19 protein-coding genes are annotated in these 21,741 nt (G+C 50.7%); 18 read left to right on the forward strand and 1 reads right to left on the reverse strand.

Translation table 11 applies throughout. The features are described 5' to 3' along the window. Positions 1-133 precede the first annotated feature (133 nt). A complete protein-coding gene (gene proS / locus BQ7483_RS03365) occupies positions 134-1,627 on the forward strand; it encodes a proline--tRNA ligase (protein WP_022019871.1) in 1,494 nt (497 codons plus the stop codon). A 168-nt stretch (positions 1,628-1,795) separates the two neighbouring features. Here proS and BQ7483_RS03370 read toward each other — a convergent pair whose 3' ends face one another. Continuing rightward, on the reverse strand, positions 1,796-6,304 hold the full coding sequence (locus BQ7483_RS03370) for a translocation/assembly module TamB domain-containing protein (protein WP_235847303.1): 4,509 nt from the start codon (positions 6,302-6,304) through the stop codon (positions 1,796-1,798). A gap of 175 nt (positions 6,305-6,479) precedes the next feature. Here BQ7483_RS03370 and tsaD point away from each other — a divergent pair, with 175 nt between their 5' ends. The 17 genes from tsaD (at position 6,480) to BQ7483_RS03455 (ending at position 21,617) form a co-directional block, all read left to right on the forward strand. Continuing rightward, complete coding sequence (gene tsaD / locus BQ7483_RS03375) at positions 6,480-7,502, forward strand: tRNA (adenosine(37)-N6)-threonylcarbamoyltransferase complex transferase subunit TsaD (protein ID WP_072544805.1); 1,023 nt, start codon at positions 6,480-6,482, stop codon at positions 7,500-7,502. A gap of 12 nt (positions 7,503-7,514) precedes the next feature. After that, entirely contained in the window at positions 7,515-7,982 is a 468-nt protein-coding gene (locus tag BQ7483_RS03380; RefSeq protein ID WP_072544806.1) for a CinA family protein, read from the forward strand. Positions 7,983-8,103: 121 nt separating this feature from the next. Further along, positions 8,104-8,364 carry a 50S ribosomal protein L28 gene (gene rpmB, locus BQ7483_RS03385; RefSeq protein WP_022019875.1) on the forward strand — a complete coding sequence of 87 codons (261 nt, stop codon included), beginning with the start codon at positions 8,104-8,106 and terminating at the stop codon, positions 8,362-8,364. Between the two features lie 21 nt (positions 8,365-8,385). Beyond that, entirely contained in the window at positions 8,386-8,574 is a 189-nt protein-coding gene (rpmG, locus tag BQ7483_RS03390) for a 50S ribosomal protein L33 (RefSeq protein WP_022019876.1), read from the forward strand. A 12-nt stretch (positions 8,575-8,586) separates the two neighbouring features. Continuing rightward, positions 8,587-8,745, forward strand: coding sequence for a DUF4295 domain-containing protein (locus BQ7483_RS03395; protein WP_005777897.1), 159 nt, complete (start codon positions 8,587-8,589; stop codon positions 8,743-8,745). Between the two features lie 176 nt (positions 8,746-8,921). Further along, complete coding sequence (gene ftsY, locus BQ7483_RS03400; RefSeq protein ID WP_072544807.1) at positions 8,922-9,881, forward strand: signal recognition particle-docking protein FtsY; 960 nt, start codon at positions 8,922-8,924, stop codon at positions 9,879-9,881. Beyond that, positions 9,878-11,176, forward strand: a complete 1,299-nt coding sequence (gene rimO / locus BQ7483_RS03405; RefSeq protein ID WP_072544808.1) for a 30S ribosomal protein S12 methylthiotransferase RimO — start codon at positions 9,878-9,880, stop codon at positions 11,174-11,176. The genes ftsY and rimO overlap by 4 nt, the downstream gene beginning before the upstream one ends. Before the next feature lie 81 nt (positions 11,177-11,257). After that, positions 11,258-11,542 (forward strand): HU family DNA-binding protein, encoded by a 285-nt coding sequence (locus tag BQ7483_RS03410; RefSeq protein ID WP_022019879.1) that lies wholly within the window; start codon positions 11,258-11,260, stop codon positions 11,540-11,542. A gap of 1 nt (position 11,543) precedes the next feature. Further along, positions 11,544-12,779 carry an HU family DNA-binding protein gene (locus tag BQ7483_RS03415; protein ID WP_022019880.1) on the forward strand — a complete coding sequence of 412 codons (1,236 nt, stop codon included), beginning with the start codon at positions 11,544-11,546 and terminating at the stop codon, positions 12,777-12,779. A 192-nt stretch (positions 12,780-12,971) separates the two neighbouring features. Continuing rightward, positions 12,972-13,967, forward strand: a complete 996-nt coding sequence (locus BQ7483_RS03420; RefSeq protein WP_072544809.1) for an AAA family ATPase — start codon at positions 12,972-12,974, stop codon at positions 13,965-13,967. Positions 13,968-14,118: 151 nt separating this feature from the next. Then, complete coding sequence (locus tag BQ7483_RS03425; protein ID WP_022019882.1) at positions 14,119-14,988, forward strand: DUF58 domain-containing protein; 870 nt, start codon at positions 14,119-14,121, stop codon at positions 14,986-14,988. A 48-nt stretch (positions 14,989-15,036) separates the two neighbouring features. After that, positions 15,037-16,110, forward strand: coding sequence for a BatD family protein (locus BQ7483_RS03430; RefSeq protein WP_072544810.1), 1,074 nt, complete (start codon positions 15,037-15,039; stop codon positions 16,108-16,110). 12 nt (positions 16,111-16,122) lie between these two features. Continuing rightward, positions 16,123-17,106: a vWA domain-containing protein gene (locus BQ7483_RS03435; RefSeq protein ID WP_072544811.1), complete on the forward strand. Its 984-nt coding sequence runs from the start codon at positions 16,123-16,125 to the stop codon at positions 17,104-17,106. Positions 17,107-17,167: 61 nt separating this feature from the next. Further along, positions 17,168-18,205, forward strand: a complete 1,038-nt coding sequence (locus BQ7483_RS03440; RefSeq protein ID WP_072544812.1) for a vWA domain-containing protein — start codon at positions 17,168-17,170, stop codon at positions 18,203-18,205. Then, positions 18,202-18,912, forward strand: a complete 711-nt coding sequence (locus tag BQ7483_RS03445) for a tetratricopeptide repeat protein (RefSeq protein WP_072544813.1) — start codon at positions 18,202-18,204, stop codon at positions 18,910-18,912. Before BQ7483_RS03440 ends, BQ7483_RS03445 begins: the two co-directional genes overlap by 4 nt. 22 nt (positions 18,913-18,934) lie before the next feature. Continuing rightward, positions 18,935-20,755, forward strand: coding sequence for a BatD family protein (locus tag BQ7483_RS03450; RefSeq protein WP_072544814.1), 1,821 nt, complete (start codon positions 18,935-18,937; stop codon positions 20,753-20,755). 16 nt (positions 20,756-20,771) lie between these two features. Next, positions 20,772-21,617 (forward strand): tetratricopeptide repeat protein, encoded by an 846-nt coding sequence (locus BQ7483_RS03455; RefSeq protein ID WP_072544815.1) that lies wholly within the window; start codon positions 20,772-20,774, stop codon positions 21,615-21,617. Positions 21,618-21,741 lie beyond the last annotated feature (124 nt).

A 21,741-nucleotide genomic window follows, 5' to 3' on the forward strand; every position in this document is an offset into this window, starting at 1 on the left:
AAAGATAGATGAATATCAACTTTCTACTTTCAATTTACGGCTTAAGATATTTTTTTTCGGCGGAAATTCGTACTTTTGCACCCTGATTGACATTGACAAGCTGAAAAAGGAAACTTTAAAAGACAATATAAATATGGCAGTAGAACTGAAAGATCTGACCAAACGCAGCGAAAACTATTCGCAGTGGTACAACGAACTGGTGGTCAAGGCCGACCTGGCAGAACAGTCGGCAGTGCGCGGATGTATGGTAATCAAGCCCTACGGATACGCAATCTGGGAGAAAATGCAGCGTCAACTGGACAACATGTTCAAGGAAACGGGACACGTGAACGCCTACTTCCCGCTGCTGATTCCGAAATCGTTCCTGAGCCGAGAAGCCGAACACGTGGAGGGATTCGCCAAGGAATGTGCGGTGGTGACACACTACCGACTGAAGAACGATCCCAATGGCGGCGGCGTGGTAGTGGACCCCGCAGCCAAGCTGGAGGAAGAACTCATCATTCGTCCGACATCGGAAACCATCATCTGGAATACGTACAAGAACTGGATCAACTCGTACCGCGACCTGCCCATCCTGTGCAACCAATGGGCCAACGTGTTCCGCTGGGAGATGCGTACGCGCCTCTTCCTGCGTACGGCTGAATTCCTGTGGCAGGAGGGACACACGGCCCACGCCACAAAAGAGGAGGCCGAAGCCGAAGCGGTGAAGATGCTGAACGTATATGCCGACTTTGCGGAGAAGTATATGGCCGTGCCGGTAATCAAGGGTGTGAAATCGGCCAACGAGCGTTTTGCCGGTGCCCTGAACACATATACCATCGAGGCCATGATGCAGGACGGAAAGGCACTGCAGAGCGGTACGTCGCACTTCCTGGGACAGAACTTCGCGAAGGCTTTCGACGTGCAGTTTGTGAACAAGGAAAACAAGCTGGAGTATGTATGGGCTACGTCGTGGGGCGTATCGACCCGACTGATGGGCGCGCTGATCATGACGCACTCCGACGACAACGGCCTGGTACTGCCGCCGCACCTGGCACCGATACAGGTAGTTATCGTCCCCATCTACAAGAATGCGGAGATGCTGCAGAAGATTGACCAGAAGGTGGCCGGCATCGTAGACAAGCTGAAGGCTATGGGCATCTCGGTAAAATATGACAACGCGGACAACAAACGTCCTGGCTTCAAGTTTGCCGACTACGAGGTGAAGGGTGTGCCGGTTCGTCTGGTGATGGGCGGACGCGACCTGGAAAACAACACGGTAGAGGTGATGCGCCGCGACACGCTGGAGAAGGAAACACGCTCGTGCGACGGCATCGAGGAATATGTAAAGAACCTGCTGGAAGAGATACAGCAGAACATCTACCAGAAGGCGCTGAAATACCGCAACAGCCGCATCACGACGGTGGACAGCTACGACGAATTCAAGGAGAAGATTGAGGAAGGCGGATTTATCCTGGCCCACTGGGACGGAACGACCGAAACCGAGGAGAAGATCAAGGAGGAGACGAAGGCGACCATCCGCTGCATCCCGTTCGACTCGTTCGTGCCTGGCGACAAGGAGCCGGGCAAGTGTATGGTGACGGGCAAACCGTCGGCCTGCCGCGTGATTTTCGCACGCTCGTATTAAGGAGTGACGAGCTACGAGTGAAGGGCTACGAGTGAAGGATCTTGAAAGCAACTGTTTGTTGTGTTTTGAGATCCTTCATTTCGTTTAGGATGGCATAGTGTCTTGATTATCCTTTTCTATTTTGACACGCCCTATTTTTGTGTCTTATCCCGAGGTGGAAAACGGAAATCAGCGGGTGGAGGTGGTATCGGGCACAGCCGGCTGAGCGTCCTGCTTGGGACACAGCTGCTTGAGCCGGAATAGTTTCCACTTCTTCCAGAAGAACAGATCGTTCCACTTGTCGAAGTCCTTGCGGAAGATGATGCCGATGCCCTGCGTAGTGAGGTTGGTACGGGTATAATAGCGGTCGTTGGTCTCGTTGTAGGCCTTCAGGCGGATGTCGCCGGAGCGGTTGACAAGCCATTCGGCCTCGAAGTCGCCCACGAAGTTGGTGTTGGCCAACGGATTGTCGCGATAGCCGAAGTTACCGTTGATGAGCAGGCGGTTGTTGAGCAGCTGGCCGGAAAGCATGCCTTCGAACTCCATGTCGGTCCAGCCCTTCTCGCCGGTACTGAAATTGGTGCCGACGTTCCAGTTGTTGTTGTCGATGATCTGGGAAAGGGCATTGTTGAGCTGACCGGACAGGGTGGAGGAGAGCACACTGGACATCATGTCGGAGTTCTGGCCCGTGCCGAAGGTTTCGGAAGGATAGAACTTGCCGATACCCAGCAGGTAGAGAATCTGCATGTTCATCTGCTCGTCCGTGGGGATGTAGTTGCGGACAAGGGCTTCCACCTCGTCGCGCTCGTTGGGCAGCTCGAGGTCGAGCTTGATGTTGGGCGAAGTGAGCTGGCCGGTGAGGTCCATCACACAGTTGACCTTGACATTGGTCTGGTCCACAAAAGTGCTGGCGTTGGGAATGAGGTCGTTCAGCGAAGCGGAGTTGACGGTATAGTTAGCATGGATGTCGAGAGTAGCGTTGAGCGGCTCGCCGTTGAAGGTGATGGAACTGCCGCTCCTGATGACAAAGTCCTTGCGGATGACTTCCTGCAGGCTGAACTTGTAGACTCCCTGGTTGATGGTGTAATTGCCGAACAGCTTGACGTCGCCCTTGTTGTAGAACTCGGTACGGATGTTGCCGGAACCACGGCCACTGATATAATCGCCCGCTACAGGATCCATGATGATGCGCATGGTGGCATCGGGAGTGGCGTCGACAATGAGGTTCAGGCGGATGTCGGTATCGGAGTTACGCAGTTCTTCTTCGGCAGCCATCTCGCGGCGGGCCCGCTCGTAGATGGAAACCAGGACGCTGTCCTGTACGGCACGGCGGGGAGTCTTGTCGACAAAGCGGATGAACTGGTTGGACACCGCCGAAGTGACATTGTCCTTGATATATGTAAAGTTGGAGTTGCGACCGGTGCTCATGGCGACGTTGATGTTGACGCCATCGGCCGCATTGCCGGCGATGCTGGCGGTGCCGGTGCCGTAAACGGTTCCATAGAAGGGGAAATCGGCCGACTCGCGGGTGTTGAGCAACAGCATGTTGCTGACATCGAAGTTGAAACGGTAGTTGAGGTCCTTGAAGTGGTTGTAGTGGAGATAGCCGCTCATGGTGCCCTGGTGGCCCTGGGTGTCGTAGAGGCGGTTGTTGCGGAACGTGAGTCCGTCCGGGGCAATGTAGATGCTGTCGCGGACGGAGAAGGTGGTATTGAGTACATCGACCTTCATGGACGCGTCGCCGTAGACACGGCCTTCCATGGTGAGGGCCTTGAACTTGCCGTAGAAGTGTACATGACCGGTGGCACGGCCAGAGAACTGAGGCGTGATGCTCTGCATGTAATAATGGATGAACTGGAGGTTGGTGCTGTCGGCATCGATCTGCAGGTCGAGCGAGCTGGTGGGCTTGATGGGGTAGATGAAGCCGTGGACACGGGTACGCGCGATGTCGGCCTCACGAATGCGGGCATCGAGGTAAATGCCCTTCACGTCGTGGTGCCATTCACCGTGGATGTCGGCATTGCCCAGCAGGCCGTCGTTGATGCCCAGGTTGTGGATGAAGAGGTCGGTAGACATGACGGGGGTGCCCAACACCCCACTGGCGTAGGCCGGACCGGTGGCTTCTCCCTGGAAATTGACGCCCAGATTGGCAATGTCGAATACGTAGCCGATATTGATCTGCTGCAGGTCGAGGCGGACGGTGTCCTGAGGACGGTCGGAAACGATGCCGTCGGCATGAAGGTAGCGACGCCGGTTGGTGAACTGGAAGTCGTGAATGTACACCCGGCCGGAATCGAGCACCACTTGGGAGGGACGGATGTTCCAAAGGGTATCATTGAGAATGACGTCGGTGGGATGGATGTCGACCACCGTCTTCAGAGCCGGAACGGGAGCAGGTGCCTTGCGCCGACGGCGGGAAACGGTCTTGCTGGTGGCTTCCTCCAGCTGGTGGCGCATGAAGCGGGTAGTGGCGGAAAGCTGGCCGCTATAGGTGACGGTACCGTTGTTGCCCCAATTGAGAACCGTCTGGAGGCTGTCGTTCTGGGCACGGGCTTCCAGGGAAACATTGACGGCATCGTCGGCATGGCGGTTGGTGAAGCGGACACGGGCATGGAAACAGTCGCTGGGATTCTCGCACAGTAGGAGGCCCGACTCGATGAACTTGTTGCCATAACGAAGATGGGGGAAGTAGCCTTCCATGCGAATCCGGCCCAGCTTGTCGTTGAAATATCCCTTCAGCGTGGAATGGGTATAGACAGTCAAGGGGATGTCAAAGACCTTGGAAAGCAACTCGGTGTCGTAGATATGAAAGTCGAAGCCGAAATTATTGGCCGTCTCAGGGAGTTTTTCTTTTTTCCCGGACGCGGGGAGAACGGCCGGCAAGTACCGCCGGAGAATATTGAGGAAGCTGGCCGGAAGCGTGCGGTAGGAGTAGTCGCCCTCGATATTGCCACGCAGAAAGGGTGAAATGAAATCGAGGCGCTTGCGATGGTCGTCCGAACGGCTGGCCACCAGCTTGAGGTTGTCCAGAAAATAAGAGTTTTCCGGGGAGGTGTATTCCAGGCTGTCGATGTTGATTTCGCCGTCCATCTCGTCGATGGAGCCTCCGGTAAAGTCAGCCTTCAGACGGACGGAAAATTCGGCTCCCTCGTATTTTTTCGTGAGATGGAGGGCATGAGGACGAATGTGATTGACGGAAGCCAGGAAATTGAAGGTAGGAACCTTGCTGACGGCATTGATGGTACCGTTGAGAGCCAGCGAAGCATTCTCGTCCTCCAGCCTGACCCCACCCGTGAAACCTCCGTGGCGATACTCTCCGTCCAGGGTGATATTCTCGTAGGTATAACCGCTATAGTCGATGGAGGATATCAGTCCCTTGGCCGTGATGGCCGGATAGGTGTTGGCGACATGGCGGCCGTCCAGCTTGACATTGAAGGTGATGTTTCCCGACTTGGCATTGCCCGTCAGCCGACCTAAGTGAAAACCACTGGTCTTCATGTCGCCCGAATAGGAGAGGATGTGACGGTCTGCTTCGGTATAGGAGCTCAGCTTGATATCGGTGCGGATGACGCCCAGGTTGGTGCGGATGTTTCCGTAGGTTACCAAATCGGTGAAATAACCGGAGAGCTCGCCACGGAAACTGATGGTGCCCAGGCGTTGGAGAACGGGAGGGACACCGGTGTAGTGGCTGCTGAGATTGCGGACAAAGAATGCCACTCCCTCGGGATCGGCATACAGGCGGGACAGGTTGCCGAACACATAGGCGTCGCCGCCACTGGACAGATCCTGAAAAGACACGTCGCCCTGCAGGACAAAATGGTCGCCGGAAGAAATGGAGAGCAACGGACAGTTCAACGCATCGACGGTCCCTCCGGCTTCGGCTTCGAGCTGGAGCGGGTCAGAAAAAGGCTTCAGGGCCGGAACGAAAGCCGACAAATCGCCCAAGGTGAGCGTCGAAGGCTGGAGGCGGCAGGTAAAACGTACCTGATGGACAAAATCCTTCAGCGCGGCCAGGCTGTCGTACTCCATTCGGATGGTGTCCATCTGCAGGTCGGTACGGGGCAGGTCGATGCGGAGCCCCGCTATCTGCATGCCCTTGTCGTTGCCGATGACTTCCAAGCCCAAACGATCCAGCTCGAAACCGGAAGACTGCTCCTTGAAACTCATGCGCTTGACAGCCGCATGGATGGTGTCGTTACGTAAAGCTTTCAGCGAAATGCTGGCAATGATGTCGCTCAGGTTGACGTGCCCCGCATTGAAACGGCCGGGGGTTTCCGCCTCGGAAAGGACATTGTAGGACAAGCAGCCACGGCGGATGAGCAGGGAATTGATGCGCAGATCGAGGTGCGTTTCCTTGGGAACGGTGTCCTTGGAAGCAAAGGCGTCAATCAGAAACTGGAAATTGGGAGCCGCTTCGGGAGTGGCTTTTTCGAGCTGGATGTTGAATCCGAAAAACTGGATGTTGCTGATAGAAATCTTCCTCTTCAAAAGAGGAAGAAAGTCTAACTTGGCCGACAGACGGGTGACCTTGATCATCTCTTTCCCGGAGCGGTCGTCGACCAGCAAATCTTCTACCACAATGCGGTTCAACAAACCGAGGCTGATGCGTCCCACACGGAGACGGGTGTCCAAAAGGGCTTCCAGCTCATGGGTGACGAGCACAGAAAGCTGACGCTGGACATAGGGAATGTTCAGCAACAGGGTGATGACGATATAGAAGCTGATGAGGATACCAACCACCCAACGTATTGTCTGCTTCAGTCTTCTGATAGGCCGTTAATTTTTATATTCAGCCAACAAAAATATGAAATAATACATTATCCATACTACTTTTATCACTACTTTTGCAGTGCTTAAACGTAAATAAACACTTATGAGTACAATTATACTGGGAATAGAAAGCTCGTGCGACGACACATCGGCAGCCGTCATCAAGGACGGTTACCTGCTGTCGAACGTCGTGGCCAGCCAGGCGGTGCACGAAGCATACGGAGGCGTGGTGCCCGAACTGGCCTCACGCGCCCATCAACAGAACATCGTGCCCGTGGTACACGAGGCACTGAAACGGGCTGGAGTGACCAAGGAGGAACTGAGCGCCGTAGCCTTTACCCGGGGACCGGGACTGATGGGCTCGCTGCTGGTAGGTGTTTCCTTCGCCAAGGGGTTTTCCCGTTCGCTTGGCATACCGATGATTGACGTCAACCACCTGACAGGGCATGTGTTAGCCCACTTTATTAAAGTGGAAGGTGAAGAGAGCGATCAGCCGACTTTCCCTTTCCTCTGCCTGCTGGTGTCGGGCGGAAATTCCCAAATCATTCTGGTGAAGGCCTACAATGACATGGAAATCCTGGGACAAACCATCGACGACGCAGCCGGCGAAGCCATCGACAAATGCTCGAAGGTGATGGGGCTGGGGTATCCGGGAGGACCGATTATCGACAAGCTGGCACGTCAGGGAAACCCGAAGACTTTCAGCTTCAGCAAGCCGCATATCCCGGGGCTGGACTACAGCTTCAGCGGACTGAAGACTTCGTTCCTGTACTCCCTGCGCGAATGGGTGAAGGAGGATCCCGATTTCATCGAACATCACAAGACGGACCTGGCCGCTTCGCTGGAGGCGACGATTGTGGACATCCTGATGGACAAGCTGAGAAAAGCCGCCAAACAATATAATATAAAAGAGGTGGCTGTGGCAGGCGGTGTATCGGCCAACAACGGGCTGCGGAACGCCTTCAGGGAACATGCTCAAAGATACGGATGGAAGATATTTATCCCCAAATTCAGCTATACCACCGACAATGCGGCCATGATTGCCATTACGGGCTACTTCAAGTATCAGGACAAGGACTTCTGCCCGATGGAGGCACCAGCCTATTCGCGTGTAACCCTTCAATAAAACGAACGTGACATGAAGACGGAAGAAGAATTGGGCAAACTGCTCCAAGCGAAGAATTTGACCCTTTCCACCGCAGAAAGCTGTACGGGAGGGCGGGTAGCCGCCGCCATTACTTCGGTGGCCGGATGCTCGGAATACTTCAAGGGGAGCATCGTGGCCTACTCGAACGAAGTGAAGATGAATCTGCTGGGGGTAGCGGCCGATACGCTGGAAAAGCATGGCGCCGTGAGCCGGGAGACGGTGATGGAAATGGCGGCAGGAGCGATGAAAACGCTGAAAACCGATTGTGCCATCGCCACCTCGGGCATTGCCGGGCCCGGAGGAGGGACGCCGGAAAAGCCGGTGGGGACCATCTGGATAGCCGTTGCCTATAAAACTGAAATGATCACCACCATGCAGACTGGTGACAATGGACGGGAGAAAAACGTGCAGAATGCAGTTCAAAATGCGCTGGATTTACTCGTAGAACTTGTGAAATAAGGAAAAATTGTTATTTCACAACGAATTATTCTCCGAAAAGCTTGGTAGTTAACGATAAAAGTGCTTACTTTGCGCTCTGTTTGAAATAGGCATAGATAAAAACTATAAAAAGAAGATAGAAATGTCGAAGATTTGTCAAATTACCGGAAAAAAAGCCATGATTGGCAACAATGTTTCACATTCAAAGAGAAGAACAAAAAGAACCTTTGACTTGAACTTGTTTACAAAGAAATTCTACTATGTAGAACAAGACTGCTGGATCAGCCTGAGCCTGTGTGCCGCCGGTCTGCGCATCATCAACAAGAAAGGCCTGGACGCTGCCCTGAACGAAGCCGTAGCTAAGGGTTATTGTGATTGGAAAACCATTAAAGTAATTGGTTAAAAACTAGAGGAGACTTAGAATATGGCAAAGAAAACGAAAGGAAACAGAGTACAGGTGATTCTGGAATGCACAGAGCAGAAAGACAGTGGTCTGCCGGGAACTTCTCGTTACATCACTACAAAGAACAGAAAGAACACTACCGAAAGATTGGAGCTGAAGAAGTACAATCCGATCCTGAAGAGAGTGACAGTACACAAAGAAATTAAATAATACGCATAACCCATGGCAAAGAAAACAGTAGCAAGTTTGCACGAGGGCTCAAAAGAGGGTCGTGCATATACAAAGGTTATCAAGATGGTAAAGTCTCCGAAGACCGGCGCTTACATCTTCGATGAACAGATGGTTCCGAACGAAAAGGTACAAGACTTTTTCAAGAAATAAGATTTTAACAATCATCATTCATACCCAAATCCTCTTGTCGGTTTCATACCGATGGGAGGATTTTTTGTTTATGAAGGATGCGGTTCGGGACAGTCAAACTGAAAAACTTTGTTTTTCGTTTGCCTCTCCACTCACCTTTCACTATCTTTGTAGCATAATGCATTATAGAGACGATTATGGGATTTTTTAGTTTTTTTTCAAAAGAGAAAAAAGAGACGTTGGACAAGGGGTTGTCCAAAACCAAAGAGAGCGTGTTCGGCAAGATAGCCCGTGCCATCGCCGGTAAATCGAAAGTGGACGACGAAGTGCTGGATAATCTGGAGGAGGTGCTCATCACATCGGATGTCGGCGTAGACACTACGCTGAAAATCATTGAACGCATCGAAAAAAGAGCTGCGACCGAGAAATACATGAATGCGCAGGAACTGAACCACATTCTGCGTGACGAAATTGCCAGCCTGCTGGCTGAGAACAATACCAGTGACGTGGACGACTTTGAAGCTCCCATCACCAAGAAACCGTATGTCATCATGGTGGTGGGTGTGAACGGAGTGGGAAAAACTACCACCATCGGTAAACTGGCCTACCAGTTCAAGAAGGCCGGGAAATCGGTGGTGTTGGGTGCCGCCGACACCTTCCGTGCCGCTGCCGTGGAACAGCTGATGATATGGGGTGAACGGGTAGGAGTGCCTGTCGTCAAACAAAAGATGGGGGCCGACCCGGCTTCTGTCGCTTTTGATACGCTGAGTTCGGCGGTAGCCAACCAGGCTGATGTCGTCATCATAGACACGGCCGGACGTCTGCACAACAAGGTGGGACTGATGAACGAGCTGACCAAGATAAAGAACGTGATGAAGAAAGTGGTACCCGACGCTCCCAACGAGGTGTTGCTCGTACTGGACGGATCGACCGGACAGAATGCCTTCGAACAGGCCAAGCAGTTTACCCTGGCAACGGAGGTGACCGCCATGGCCGTGACCAAACTGGACGGAACGGCCAAGGGAGGCGTCGTCATCGGCATCTCGGACCAGTTCAAGATTCCCGTCAAGTACATCGGACTGGGTGAAGGAATGGAAGACTTGCAGATGTTCCGCAAAAAGGAGTTTGTTGAATCATTGTTCGGAGACAATCAATGAAGAAAAAGACAATAGACATCATCACACTGGGTTGCTCCAAGAACCTGGTGGACTCAGAACATCTGTTGAGACAACTGGAAGAAGCCGGCTACCACGTGACCCACGACGCTGAACACCCACATGGCGAAATAGCTGTCATCAATACCTGCGGTTTCATCGGCGATGCCAAGGAAGAATCCATCAACATGATTCTGGAATTCGCGCAGGCCAAGGAGGAGGGAATGCTCGAGAAGCTGTATGTCATGGGATGCCTCTCGGAACGCTACCTGAAGGAGCTGGCCATCGAGATTCCGCAAGTGGACAAGTTTTACGGTAAGTTCAACTGGAAAGAACTGCTGGACGACCTGGGCAAAGCCTATCACGAGGAACTGCACAATGAACGGGTGCTGACCACGCCGAGACATTATGCCTATCTGAAGATATCGGAAGGATGCGACCGCAAGTGTTCGTATTGCGCCATCCCCATCATTACCGGCAGACACATTTCGCGCCCCATGGAGGAAATCCTGGAGGAAGTGAAGTATCTGGTGGGCCGGGGGGTGAAGGAGTTCCAGGTCATCGCACAGGAACTGACTTATTACGGCGTGGATCTGTATCAGAAACAGATGCTGCCCGAACTGATTGAACGGATTGCCGACATTCCGGGTGTGGAATGGATCAGGCTGCATTACGCTTATCCGGCTCATTTCCCGACGGAGCTGTTTCGCGTGATGCGTGAACGTCCCAACGTGTGCCGATATATGGATATCGCCTTGCAGCACATCAGTGACAACATGCTGCTGAAAATGCGCAGAAACGTCACCAAGGAACAGACCTATCAACTGATAGAGGACTTTCGCAGGGAGGTGCCGGGCATCCACCTGCGCACCACACTGATGGTGGGGCATCCGGGAGAGACAGAAGCCGATTTCGAGGAACTGAAGGAATTTGTCCGCCAGGTGCGCTTCGACCGTATGGGAGCTTTTGCCTACTCGGAAGAGGAGGGCACGTATGCTGCCGCCCATTATGAAGACAACATTCCACCGGAAGTGAAACAGGCACGTCTGGACGAACTGATGGAAATTCAGCGTGGCATCTCTGCCGAACTGAGCGCAGCCAAGATAGGGCAGCGGATGAAAGTCATCATCGACCGACTGGAAGGTGATTACTACGTGGGACGGACGGAATTTGACTCACCGGAAGTGGATCCGGAAGTGCTGATCGAAAAGCAGGGAGCAAATCTGACAATCGGCCAATTTTATGACGTGGAAATCGTCGATTCCGATGATTTCGACCTTTTTGGGCGTCTTGTCTGACTTTTTTCAGGCAAGATATTGCCCATGTGAAGAAAAATTGTTAATATAGCGTCCGCTAACATCAAAAAGGAACAACGACCTGTGAACAATAAAGAATTTACGTCAGAACTGTCCAAAAGACTGGGGTATACCCTGAAAGACACTTCAGAACTGGTATCTTCGCTGCTATCGGTCATGACCCGGCAACTGGAGGAGGGAAACGCCGTAGCCATACAGGGCTTCGGAACGTTTGAAGTGAAAAAGAAATCCGAACGCATCTCCGTGAATCCGACAAGCAAACAACGTATGCTGGTGCCTCCCAAATTGGTGTTGACGTACAAACCCAGTGTCTTACTCAAAGGAAAGTTCAAGCAACGCCCTCAGTAGAATGAATGAAAAAATAAACATACAGAACCTGACCGACCTGCTTGTCGAAAAGCATGGCATGGAGCCCGAACATGCGGGAGACTTTGTCAAGGCATTTTTCACCCTGATTGAAGAGGGGCTGGAACAGGACAAGTATGTCAAGGTGAAGGGGCTGGGTACTTTCAAGCTTATCGAGGTGGACAGTCGGGAAAGTATCGACGTCAATACAGGAGAAAGAATTGAAATACAAGGACATAACAAAATATCGTTCACCCCGGACACAACACTGAAAGAAATCATCAACCGGCCGTTCGCCCACTTTGAAACAGTGGTTCTGAACGAGAATGTACAGTTTGACGACACACCGGTGGAAAAGGACAATGAAGATGATTTTGATGGAGAAGCAGAAACGGGCATGACGTCTTCCCAGGAAGTGCAGCAACCGGAAACGGTCGCAGTGCCTGCTGAAGAAGAACAGACGGTGGACGAATGCCAGAAAGACGAACAGCTTTGCGGTGAGGAACCTGCAGAGAATCGTCCTGCTGAACCGGAAAATGTGGAGAAACAAGAACCCGAAACGCCTGCGGAAGAGCCTAAGGAGGCAGTTGCTCCCAAAACGGAGGAGATACCCGTGACTTCTCATCCGGAACCGGAACCAAAGCCAGAAACTGAACCTGCAGTTGATGCAGAGACTACACCGAACGACAACCGTACTTCGGGAAAAGCATCCAAATGGCTGGCAGGAATAGTGGTCTTCATCCTGATGGCATGTGGCGGGGTAGTAGGCTATCTCTATCTGCCAGACATGCAAGAGGCTGATGGGCAACATAACGAGCCAGCAGTCGAAGAGGGGATATCCGTTACGCCTCCTCGTATCGCAACTGATACGATAGCGCCTGTGAAGACTGATACGGTAAACTCGACTGAGGTTACTGCAAGCAAGGAACAAGCGGAAAGGACTCCCGTCCAGCCGAAAAAAGAAAGACGTCCTGCAGCAAACGGACAAGTGACAGAAAAAAATAATGCCAAGAAGGGACAGCCTTTCGTACCGGACTCGGTGAACTACGAAATAGAAGGCACCCAAACGGAATATACCATTCAGGAAGGAGAAACCCTCACCCGGGTTTCGCTCAAATTCTATGGTACAAAGGCCTTGTGGCCATATCTGGTGAAACACAATGCCAAGATATTGAAGAATCCGAACAACGTACCCAGTGGTACGACCATCCGGATACCCAAACTGGTGAAGAAGCGGTAAGAATCTTACTGCTTCTTTTTTTGAGGTATCCTAAACTGTCTGAATTTAGTTTAAACTAAAGGTTTGGACTTCTTTTTTAATAAAAATTAGTTGGTATGGTTAATTTATTGCCGTACTTTTGGGAGCAAATAGACAAACTGACTGAATGTCGGTACAAAAAACAGAAATTTAAACTTTAAAAATACAGATTTTATGGCTGAAACTATTGATATCCGCGAACTGAACGAGCGGATTGAAAGACAAAGTGCTTTCATCACCAACCTTACGACAGGCATGGACCAAGTCATCGTCGGTCAGAAACATTTGGTAGAATCCTTGTTGATCGGTCTGCTTTCCGACGGTCATGTGCTGCTGGAAGGTGTGCCGGGATTGGCAAAGACATTGGCAATCAAAACCCTTGCATCGCTGATTGATGCGCAGTACAGCCGTATTCAGTTTACTCCGGACTTGCTGCCGGCCGATGTCATCGGTACCATGGTATACAGCCAGAAAGACGAAAGCTTCCAGGTGAAGAAAGGTCCGGTATTCGCCAACTTCGTACTGGCGGATGAAATCAACCGTGCTCCGGCCAAGGTACAGAGCGCCTTGCTGGAAGCCATGCAGGAACGCCAGGTGACTATTGGTAACGAGACTTTCCAACTGCCGCAACCGTTCCTGGTAATGGCAACCCAGAACCCCATCGAACAGGAAGGAACCTATCCGCTGCCCGAAGCCCAGGTGGACCGTTTCATGCTGAAGGTCATCATCGACTATCCGAAACAGGAAGAAGAAAAACTGATTATCCGCCAGAATATCAATGGAGACAGAAATCAGGTACGTCCGATTCTGAAGGCGGAAGAAATCATTGAGGCCAGAAAGGTGGTTCGCCAGGTCTATCTAGATGAAAAGATCGAGAAATACATTGTTGATATCGTATTTGCGACTCGTTATCCGGAAAAATATGACTTGAAGGAACTGAAGGACATGATCGGATTCGGCGGCTCACCCCGTGCATCCATCAATCTGGCACTGGCAGCCCGCAGCTATGCCTTTATCAAACGTCGCGGTTACGTCATTCCCGAAGACGTGCGTGCTGTGGCCCACGATGTACTGCGTCACCGTATCGGCCTGACCTATGAGGCTGAAGCCAGCAACCTGACTTCGGACGAAATCGTCAGCAAGATCCTGAACAAGGTAGAAGTACCCTGATGCATCCGGCTTTGCAACAGGTTCAGACAAGAATATGAGAAGGCCCTGCAACCGACAGGGTAAAGGGCTTTCCTGATTATTTCAAACATGAAGATGTGTCCTGTAAAAGGTGTGTACATCTTCATGGATTCATTATCTTTGAGACTTGCAAATGGAAACTACAGAACTATTGAAGAAAGTCCGTCAGATTGAAATCAAGACGCGCGGATTGTCCAGCAACATCTTTGCAGGCCAGTATCATTCTGCCTTCAAGGGTAGGGGTATGGCTTTCTCTGAGGTACGCGAATATCAGTTTGGCGACGACGTACGCGACATCGACTGGAACGTGACTGCCCGCTTCAATAAGCCCTATGTGAAGGTCTTTGAAGAGGAACGCGAACTGACGGTCATGTTGCTGGTAGACGTTTCCGGCAGTTTGGAATTCGGTACGGTGAAACAGATGAAGAAGGATATGGTGACGGAAATAGCTGCTACACTGGCATTCTCGGCCATACAGAACAACGATAAAATCGGTGTCATCTTTTTCTCTGACCGGATTGAGAAGTTCATTCCGCCCAAGAAAGGACGCAAGCATATCCTGTACATCATCCGTGAACTGATTGACTTCCATGCAGAAAGCCGGCGTACCAATATCCGGCTGGGACTGGAATACCTGACCAACGTCATGAAACGGCGTTGTACGGCGTTCGTCCTCTCGGACTTCATTGATCAGGAAAGCTTCAAGAATGCCCTGACTATTGCCAACCGAAAGCATGACGTGGTGGCTATCCAGGTATACGACCGCCGCGTGGAAGAGCTTCCGGCCATTGGACTGATGAAGATAAAGGATGCCGAGACGGGTCATGAACAGTGGATAGACACTTCATCAAGAGCTGTGCGCCAAGCACACCATGAATGGTGGGTGAAGAGGCAGAATGAACTGAGCGAAACGTTCACCAAAAGCAACGTAGACAACGTGTCAGTACGGACCGACCAGGATTATGTAAAGGCTCTGATGTCACTGTTCGCCCAAAGAAGCTGACGCTCCGGGCGTGTACAAATGGATGTTTACTTAATTAAGAATAGAACAATGAAAAGATATTTGCTTTCTATAGCCTTGGCCTTGGCATTGGTCGGAAAAGGGCATGCGCAGTCTGTAACAGTGGACGCAAGCATCGACTCCCTTCAAATACTGATCGGCGAGCAAGCGAAAGTCAAACTGGAAGTGTCGCTCGATGCCAACAAAAGGGCTATATTTCCAGCCTTCAGGGATACGCTGGTGACGGGAGTGGAAATTGTGGATATTGCCAAGCCCGACACACAGTTACTGAATGACGGAAAACGTGCATTGATTACACAAGAATATACGGTGACGTCTTTTGACTCCGCCCTCTACTATCTGCCTCCCATGGAAGTGATGGTGGACAACCAGACCTATCGTTCGAAAACATTGGCTCTCAAGGTATATTCAGTTCCGGTCGACACACTGCATCCCGACCAGTTCTTCGGTCCCAAAACCATTATGAAGGCTCCTTTTGCATGGGAAGACTGGTATCTGTTCATCGCCTGCGTGCTGTTACTGGCACCGTTCCTGCTGACAGCCATTTATCTGGTCAAGCGCATCCGTGACAACAAACCGATTATCCGCAAAGTGAAGGTAGAGCCCAAACTGCCGCCCCATCAGGTAGCCATAAAGGAAATCGAACGCATCAAGCAGGAGAAGGTATGGCAGAAAGGACAGCCGAAGGAATATTATACAGAGTTGACAGATGCTCTTCGTACCTATATCAAGGAACGTTTCGGCTTCAATGCCCTTGAGATGACTTCTACTGAAATCATAGACAAGCTGCTGGAAACGAATGACAAGGAGGCATTGGCCGACTTGCGGGAGTTGTTCCAGACGGCCGACCTGGTAAAATTTGCCAAGCATAACCCGCTGATGAACGAGAACGACGCCAACTTGCTCAATGCCATTGACTTCATCAATGAAACCAAAGAAAAGGAGGACGAAAACGCCAAACCGCAACCGACTGAAATCACCATTGTGGAGAAACGCTCACTGCAGACCAAACTGCTGTTGGGTGCCGGTGCCGTAGTCATGGCGGGCTTGTTTGTCTGGGCTTTGGTCTATATTTGTAAGGAGTTGTATAATTACTTTGCTTAAAACGTAGAAACCATGGTTTTCGCTAATATTGAATATTTATTTTTACTGCTGCTGCTTATACCTTATATTGTATGGTATATACTGAAACGCAGAAATAATGAAGCGACTCTTCAAGTTTCTGATGCCCGTGTATATGCACATACGCCCAAAAGTTATAAGAATTATTTGCTGCATGCTCCGTTTGTGCTTCGGGTGGCCAGTCTGATTCTGATTATTCTGGTACTGGCACGCCCTCAGACCACGGACAGCTGGCAAAACAGTGAGATAGAAGGTATAGACATCATGATGGCCATCGACGTATCGACCAGTATGCTGGCCGAGGATTTGAAGCCCAACCGTCTGGAGGCGGCCAAGGATGTGGCAGCCCAGTTTATCAACGGACGTCCCAACGACAATATCGGCATCACCCTGTTTGCAGGTGAAAGTTTCACCCAATGCCCGTTGACGGTAGATCATGCCGTACTGCTGAATCTGATCAAGGACATCAAGTGCGGAGTGATTGAAGACGGTACAGCCGTGGGTATGGGTATTGCCAATGCCGTAACCCGCCTGAAGGACAGCAAAGCCAAGTCGAAAGTCATCATCCTGCTGACCGACGGTACGAATAACCGTGGAGACATCTCTCCGCTGACGGCAGCCGAGATAGCCAAAAGTTTCGGCATCCGTGTCTATACCATCGGAGTGGGAACCAACGGAACGGCACCTTATCCTTATCCGGTAGGTGGAACGGTGCAGTACGTCAATATTCCCGTAGAAATTGATGAAAAGACCTTGACGCAGATTGCCGGTACCACGGACGGAAATTATTTCCGGGCCACCAGTAACTCTAAGTTAAAGGAAGTCTATGAGGAAATTGACAAACTGGAAAAGACGAAACTGAACGTGAAGGAGTTCAGCAAGCGTGAGGAAGAATACCGCTGGTTTGCATTGGCTGCCTTCCTGTGTGTCTTGTTGGAGGTGCTTCTGCGCAACACCATTTTGAAAAAGATTCCATAATGGAACGTGTGGACGCCCCCGTAAAGTGATAAAAAGAAAACGTAGATAAAGAGAAAAAGATATGTTTCGATTTGAAGAACCTGCATATTTGTACCTGTTGCTGCTGTTGCCTGTGTTGGCAGCTTTCTACCTGTACTCGAACTATAGGAGACGCAAGGCCATCCGTAAGTTCGGCGATCCGGAACTGATGGCCCAGTTAATGCCGGATGTATCCAAGTATCGTCCCGACATAAAATTCTGGATTGTATGGGTGGCTATCGGCTTGTTCGCCGTATTGCTGGCCCGGCCCCAGTTCGGATCCAAGCTGGAAACGGTGAAAAGACAGGGAGTGGAAGTTATGATTGCACTGGATATTTCGAACTCCATGTTGGCACAGGATGTTCAGCCCAGCCGTTTGGAAAAAGCCAAACGATTGGTATCCAGACTGGTGGACAAGATGCAGAACGACAAGGTGGGTATGATTGTCTTTGCGGGCGATGCCTTTACCCAGCTGCCTATCACGAGCGACTACATTTCGGCCAAGATGTTCCTGGAAACCATAGAACCGTCACTGATATCCAAACAAGGTACGGCCATCGGTGCTGCCCTCAATCTGGCCACCCGGAGCTTTACTCCACAGGAAGGGGTGGGGCGTACCGTCATTGTGATAACTGACGGTGAAAACCACGAAGGAGGAGCTGTAGAAGCTGCCAAGGAGGCTGCGGACAAAGGCATTCAGGTCAACGTACTGGGTGTGGGACTTCCCGACGGCGCTCCCATTCCGGTGGAAGGAAGCAACGATTACCGTCGCGATCGGGAAGGTAACGTCATCGTAACCCGTCTGAACGAGCAGATGTGTCAGGAAATAGCCAAGAACGGCAACGGCATTTACGTACGGGTAGACAATAGCAACAATGCCCAGAAAGCCATCAGCCGTGAAATAGACAAAATGGCCAAGGCTGATGTGGAAACCAAAGTCTATACGGAATTCAACGAACAGTTTCAGGCTGTGGCGTGGATTATCCTGATTCTGCTTTTGGCCGAAATGCTGATTCTGGAACGCAAGAATCCGCGGTTCAAGAACATCCATTTATTTTCGAACAAGAATAAGGAGCAATGAGTATGTCATATCATAAATATATCGGAATTGTTTGCCTGCTGGCTGTAGCAACTGCTGCCCAGGCCCAGAAGGCAGAGCGCGACCTGATACGAAAAGGAAACCGCCTCTACAACGACAGCGTATATGTAGATGCGGAGGTCAACTACCGGAAGGCATTGGAGGTCAATCCGAAATCGACCGTATCCATGTACAATCTGGCCAACACGTTGATGCAGCAGAACAAGCTGAAAGAAGCCATGGAACAGTATGCCGGAGCTGCCAAGGTGGAGAAAAGCAAACCCAATCTGGCACAGATTTATCACAATATGGGGGTCATCTTCCAGTCGCAGAAGGATTATGCGAAGGCTGTTGAAGCCTACAAGCAATCGTTGAGAAACAATCCGAAAGACGACGAAACCCGCTATAACCTGGCCTTGGCACAGAAATTGCTGAAAGACCAACAGCAAAACCAACAAAATCAAGACCAGAACCAGCAAAACCAACAGAAACAGGAGGAAAAGCAGGACCAAAAACAAAATCAGCAACAGAACCAGAACAATAACCAGCAGCAGGAACCTCCCCAGCAACAGAAGCAGGACAACCAGATGTCCAAAGAAAATGCCGAGCAGTTGCTGAACTCTGTCATGCAGGATGAGAAGGATGTGCAAGACAAAGTAAAGAAGCAACAGCAGGTTATCAAGGGTAACCGACTGGAAAAAGATTGGTAAATTAAAAAACAACAAGTAATATATGAGAAAAATAGTTTGCTTATGGATAGCGTTGCTCGCCTTGACCGTGCAGGCATACGCCGATGATAAGGTGACTTTCACCGCATCGGCACCGGATGCTGTGGCCGTGGGCGACCAGTTCAGGCTATCTTACACGGTAAATACGCAGAAAGTGAAAAACTTCCGGGCGCCTTCCATAAAAGGATTTGATGTATTGATGGGTCCCAGCCGTTCATACAGCATGCAGAGCATCAACGGCAATACAACGGAAACCCTGACATTCACCTACATCCTGCTGGCTCAAAAGGAAGGCGAATATACCATTCCAGGGGCTACCATCACGGCCAATGGTGATCAGATGCTGTCCAATTCAGTGAAGATCAAGGTGCTTCCTGCTGACAAGGCTAACAGCTCACAGAGCGGAAACGCCCAAAGTACAAGCAGAAGCAGTTCGTCCGGTACCTCTATTTCGAACAACGATCTGTTTATCACTGCTACTGCCAGCAAGACAACTGCCTACGAGCAGGAGGCCATTCTGCTGACTTACAAGATATATACCGTAGTTGATCTGAGAGGGTTCGACAACGTGAAACTGCCCGATTTCAAAGGGTTCCATTCACAGGAAGTGGAGCTTCCCAACGACCGCCGCTGGGGACTGGAGCACTACAAGGGACGTAACTATCACTCCACCATCTACCGCCAGTTTGTACTCTTCCCACAACAGTCGGGCAAATTGACCATCGATGCCGCCCGTTTTGACGCTTCCATTGAAAAGATGGATGCTATAGACGATCCGTTCGAGGCCTTCTTCAATGGTGGCGCAGGAAGCATCCAGATCAAGAAAACATTGATGACTCCCAAGCTGACCATTGATGTCAAACCACTTCCGGCAGGCAAGCCGGCCGACTTCAGCGGAGGAGTAGGGGAATTCAACATTTCTTCCAGCATCAACAGTACGAAGGTCAAGACCAACGATGCCATTACGGTCAAAGTGGTCATTTCAGGAACAGGAAACCTGAAGCTGGTTGGAGAGCCGGAAGTGAAGTTCCCGGAAGACTTCGAAGTATATGATCCGAAAGTGGACAGCAAGTTCCGACTGACCAATGCAGGACTTTCCGGAAATAAAGTGATTGAGTATCTGGCTATTCCGAGAAATGCAGGTACCTATAAGATTCCGGCGATCAAGTTCAGCTACTTCGATATCAAGTCGCGTTCGTACAAGACGCTGACCACCGAAGAATATACCGTACAAGTGGAGAAGGGGGCAGGAAATGCCAGTCAGACCATTGCCAACTTCACCAACAAGGAGGATCTGAAGGTGCTGAACGAAGATATCCGCTTCATCAAGCAGAATGACGTGAAGCTGTCTCCCAAGGGTGAATACTTCTTCGGTTCCATGGGATATTGGCTGTTCTACATCATACCGGGACTGATTTTTATCGCTTGTTTCCTGATATACCGCAAGCAGATTGCCGCTAATGCCAATGTCGCAAAGGTACGCACAAAGAAAGCCAACAAGGTAGCCGTGAAGCGTATGAAACAGGCCGGAAAGCTGTTGGCCGCCAATGAGAAAGACGCTTTCTACGATGAAGTGCTGAAAGCCCTGTGGGGATACATCAGCGACAAGCTGAGCATTCCGGTATCCCAGTTGTCCAAAGACAATATCGAGGAAGAACTACGTAAATATGGTGTGGCCGAAGACCTGATCAAGGAATTCCTGAACGCCCTGAACAGTTGTGAATTCGCCCGCTTCGCACCGGGTGACGCCAACCAGGCCATGGATAAGGTCTACACCGATTCGCTCGAGGTAATCAGCAAAATGGAAAATTCTATCAAACATTAAGAGAGGAGTACACAGTATGAAAAAAATATGGATATTTACCCTCATTCTGATGACATCGGCAGCCGTATGGGCTCAAGATGACATTCAGCCGGCAGACAGTACCGCAATTACGGCCGAAGCGGACAGCACACTGGTAACGCAGCGGGAATTCTCGGCAGCCAAGCAAATCAGCAATGCCACTAAGGCGGAAGGCGACAGCGCCTACATCCGCAACGACTTTGCAGCAGCCATCCAGATTTACGAAAGTCTGCTGCAACAGGGAGAATCCGCTGAGATATATTATAATCTGGGAAACAGCTACTATAAAGCTGACAATATTGCACGGGCCATTCTGAACTACGAACGAGCCCTGCTGTTAAGTCCGGGCAATGCGGACATACGTGCCAATCTGGAAATCGCCCGTTCCAAGGCGATAGACAAGGTGGAACCGGTTCCCGAAATATTCTTCGTAACCTGGATCAAGTCACTCATCAATTGTCAAAGTTCGGACGCCTGGGCACGCACGGCCATTGTAGCTTTCCTGCTTTTGCTCGTTTCCCTTTCCGTCTTTTTCTTTACTCAACAGGTAAAATGGAAAAAAACAGGATTTGCCGGTACCATCGTATTTCTGATTGTTGTCATTGTGGCCAATATATTCGCTTCTACACAGAAAAGTTACCTCACCGAGCGGAAAGATGCCATCATCCTATCGCCGAGCGTCACTGTGCGCAGCACTCCCAGCGAAAGCGGTACCAGCCTTTTCATCCTGCACGAAGGCCGGAAGGTCGAAATTAAGGATAACAGCATGCGTGAGTGGAAAGAAATTCGTCTGGAAGACGGTAAGGTAGGGTGGGTGCCTACTTCCACCGTCGAAGTCATCTGACACATCCGGTTTACATTTTTATTTGAAAAGTCTGAACCTCCTCATAAGAAAAGGAAGTTCGGGCTTTTTTTATTGGCAAAATGATAAAAAAACAGGGGAAAAAGTTTGTTTTATCTTTTTTTTT

The organism is Mediterranea massiliensis (assembly GCF_900128475.1).
Classification (GTDB): domain Bacteria; phylum Bacteroidota; class Bacteroidia; order Bacteroidales; family Bacteroidaceae; genus Bacteroides; species Bacteroides massiliensis_E.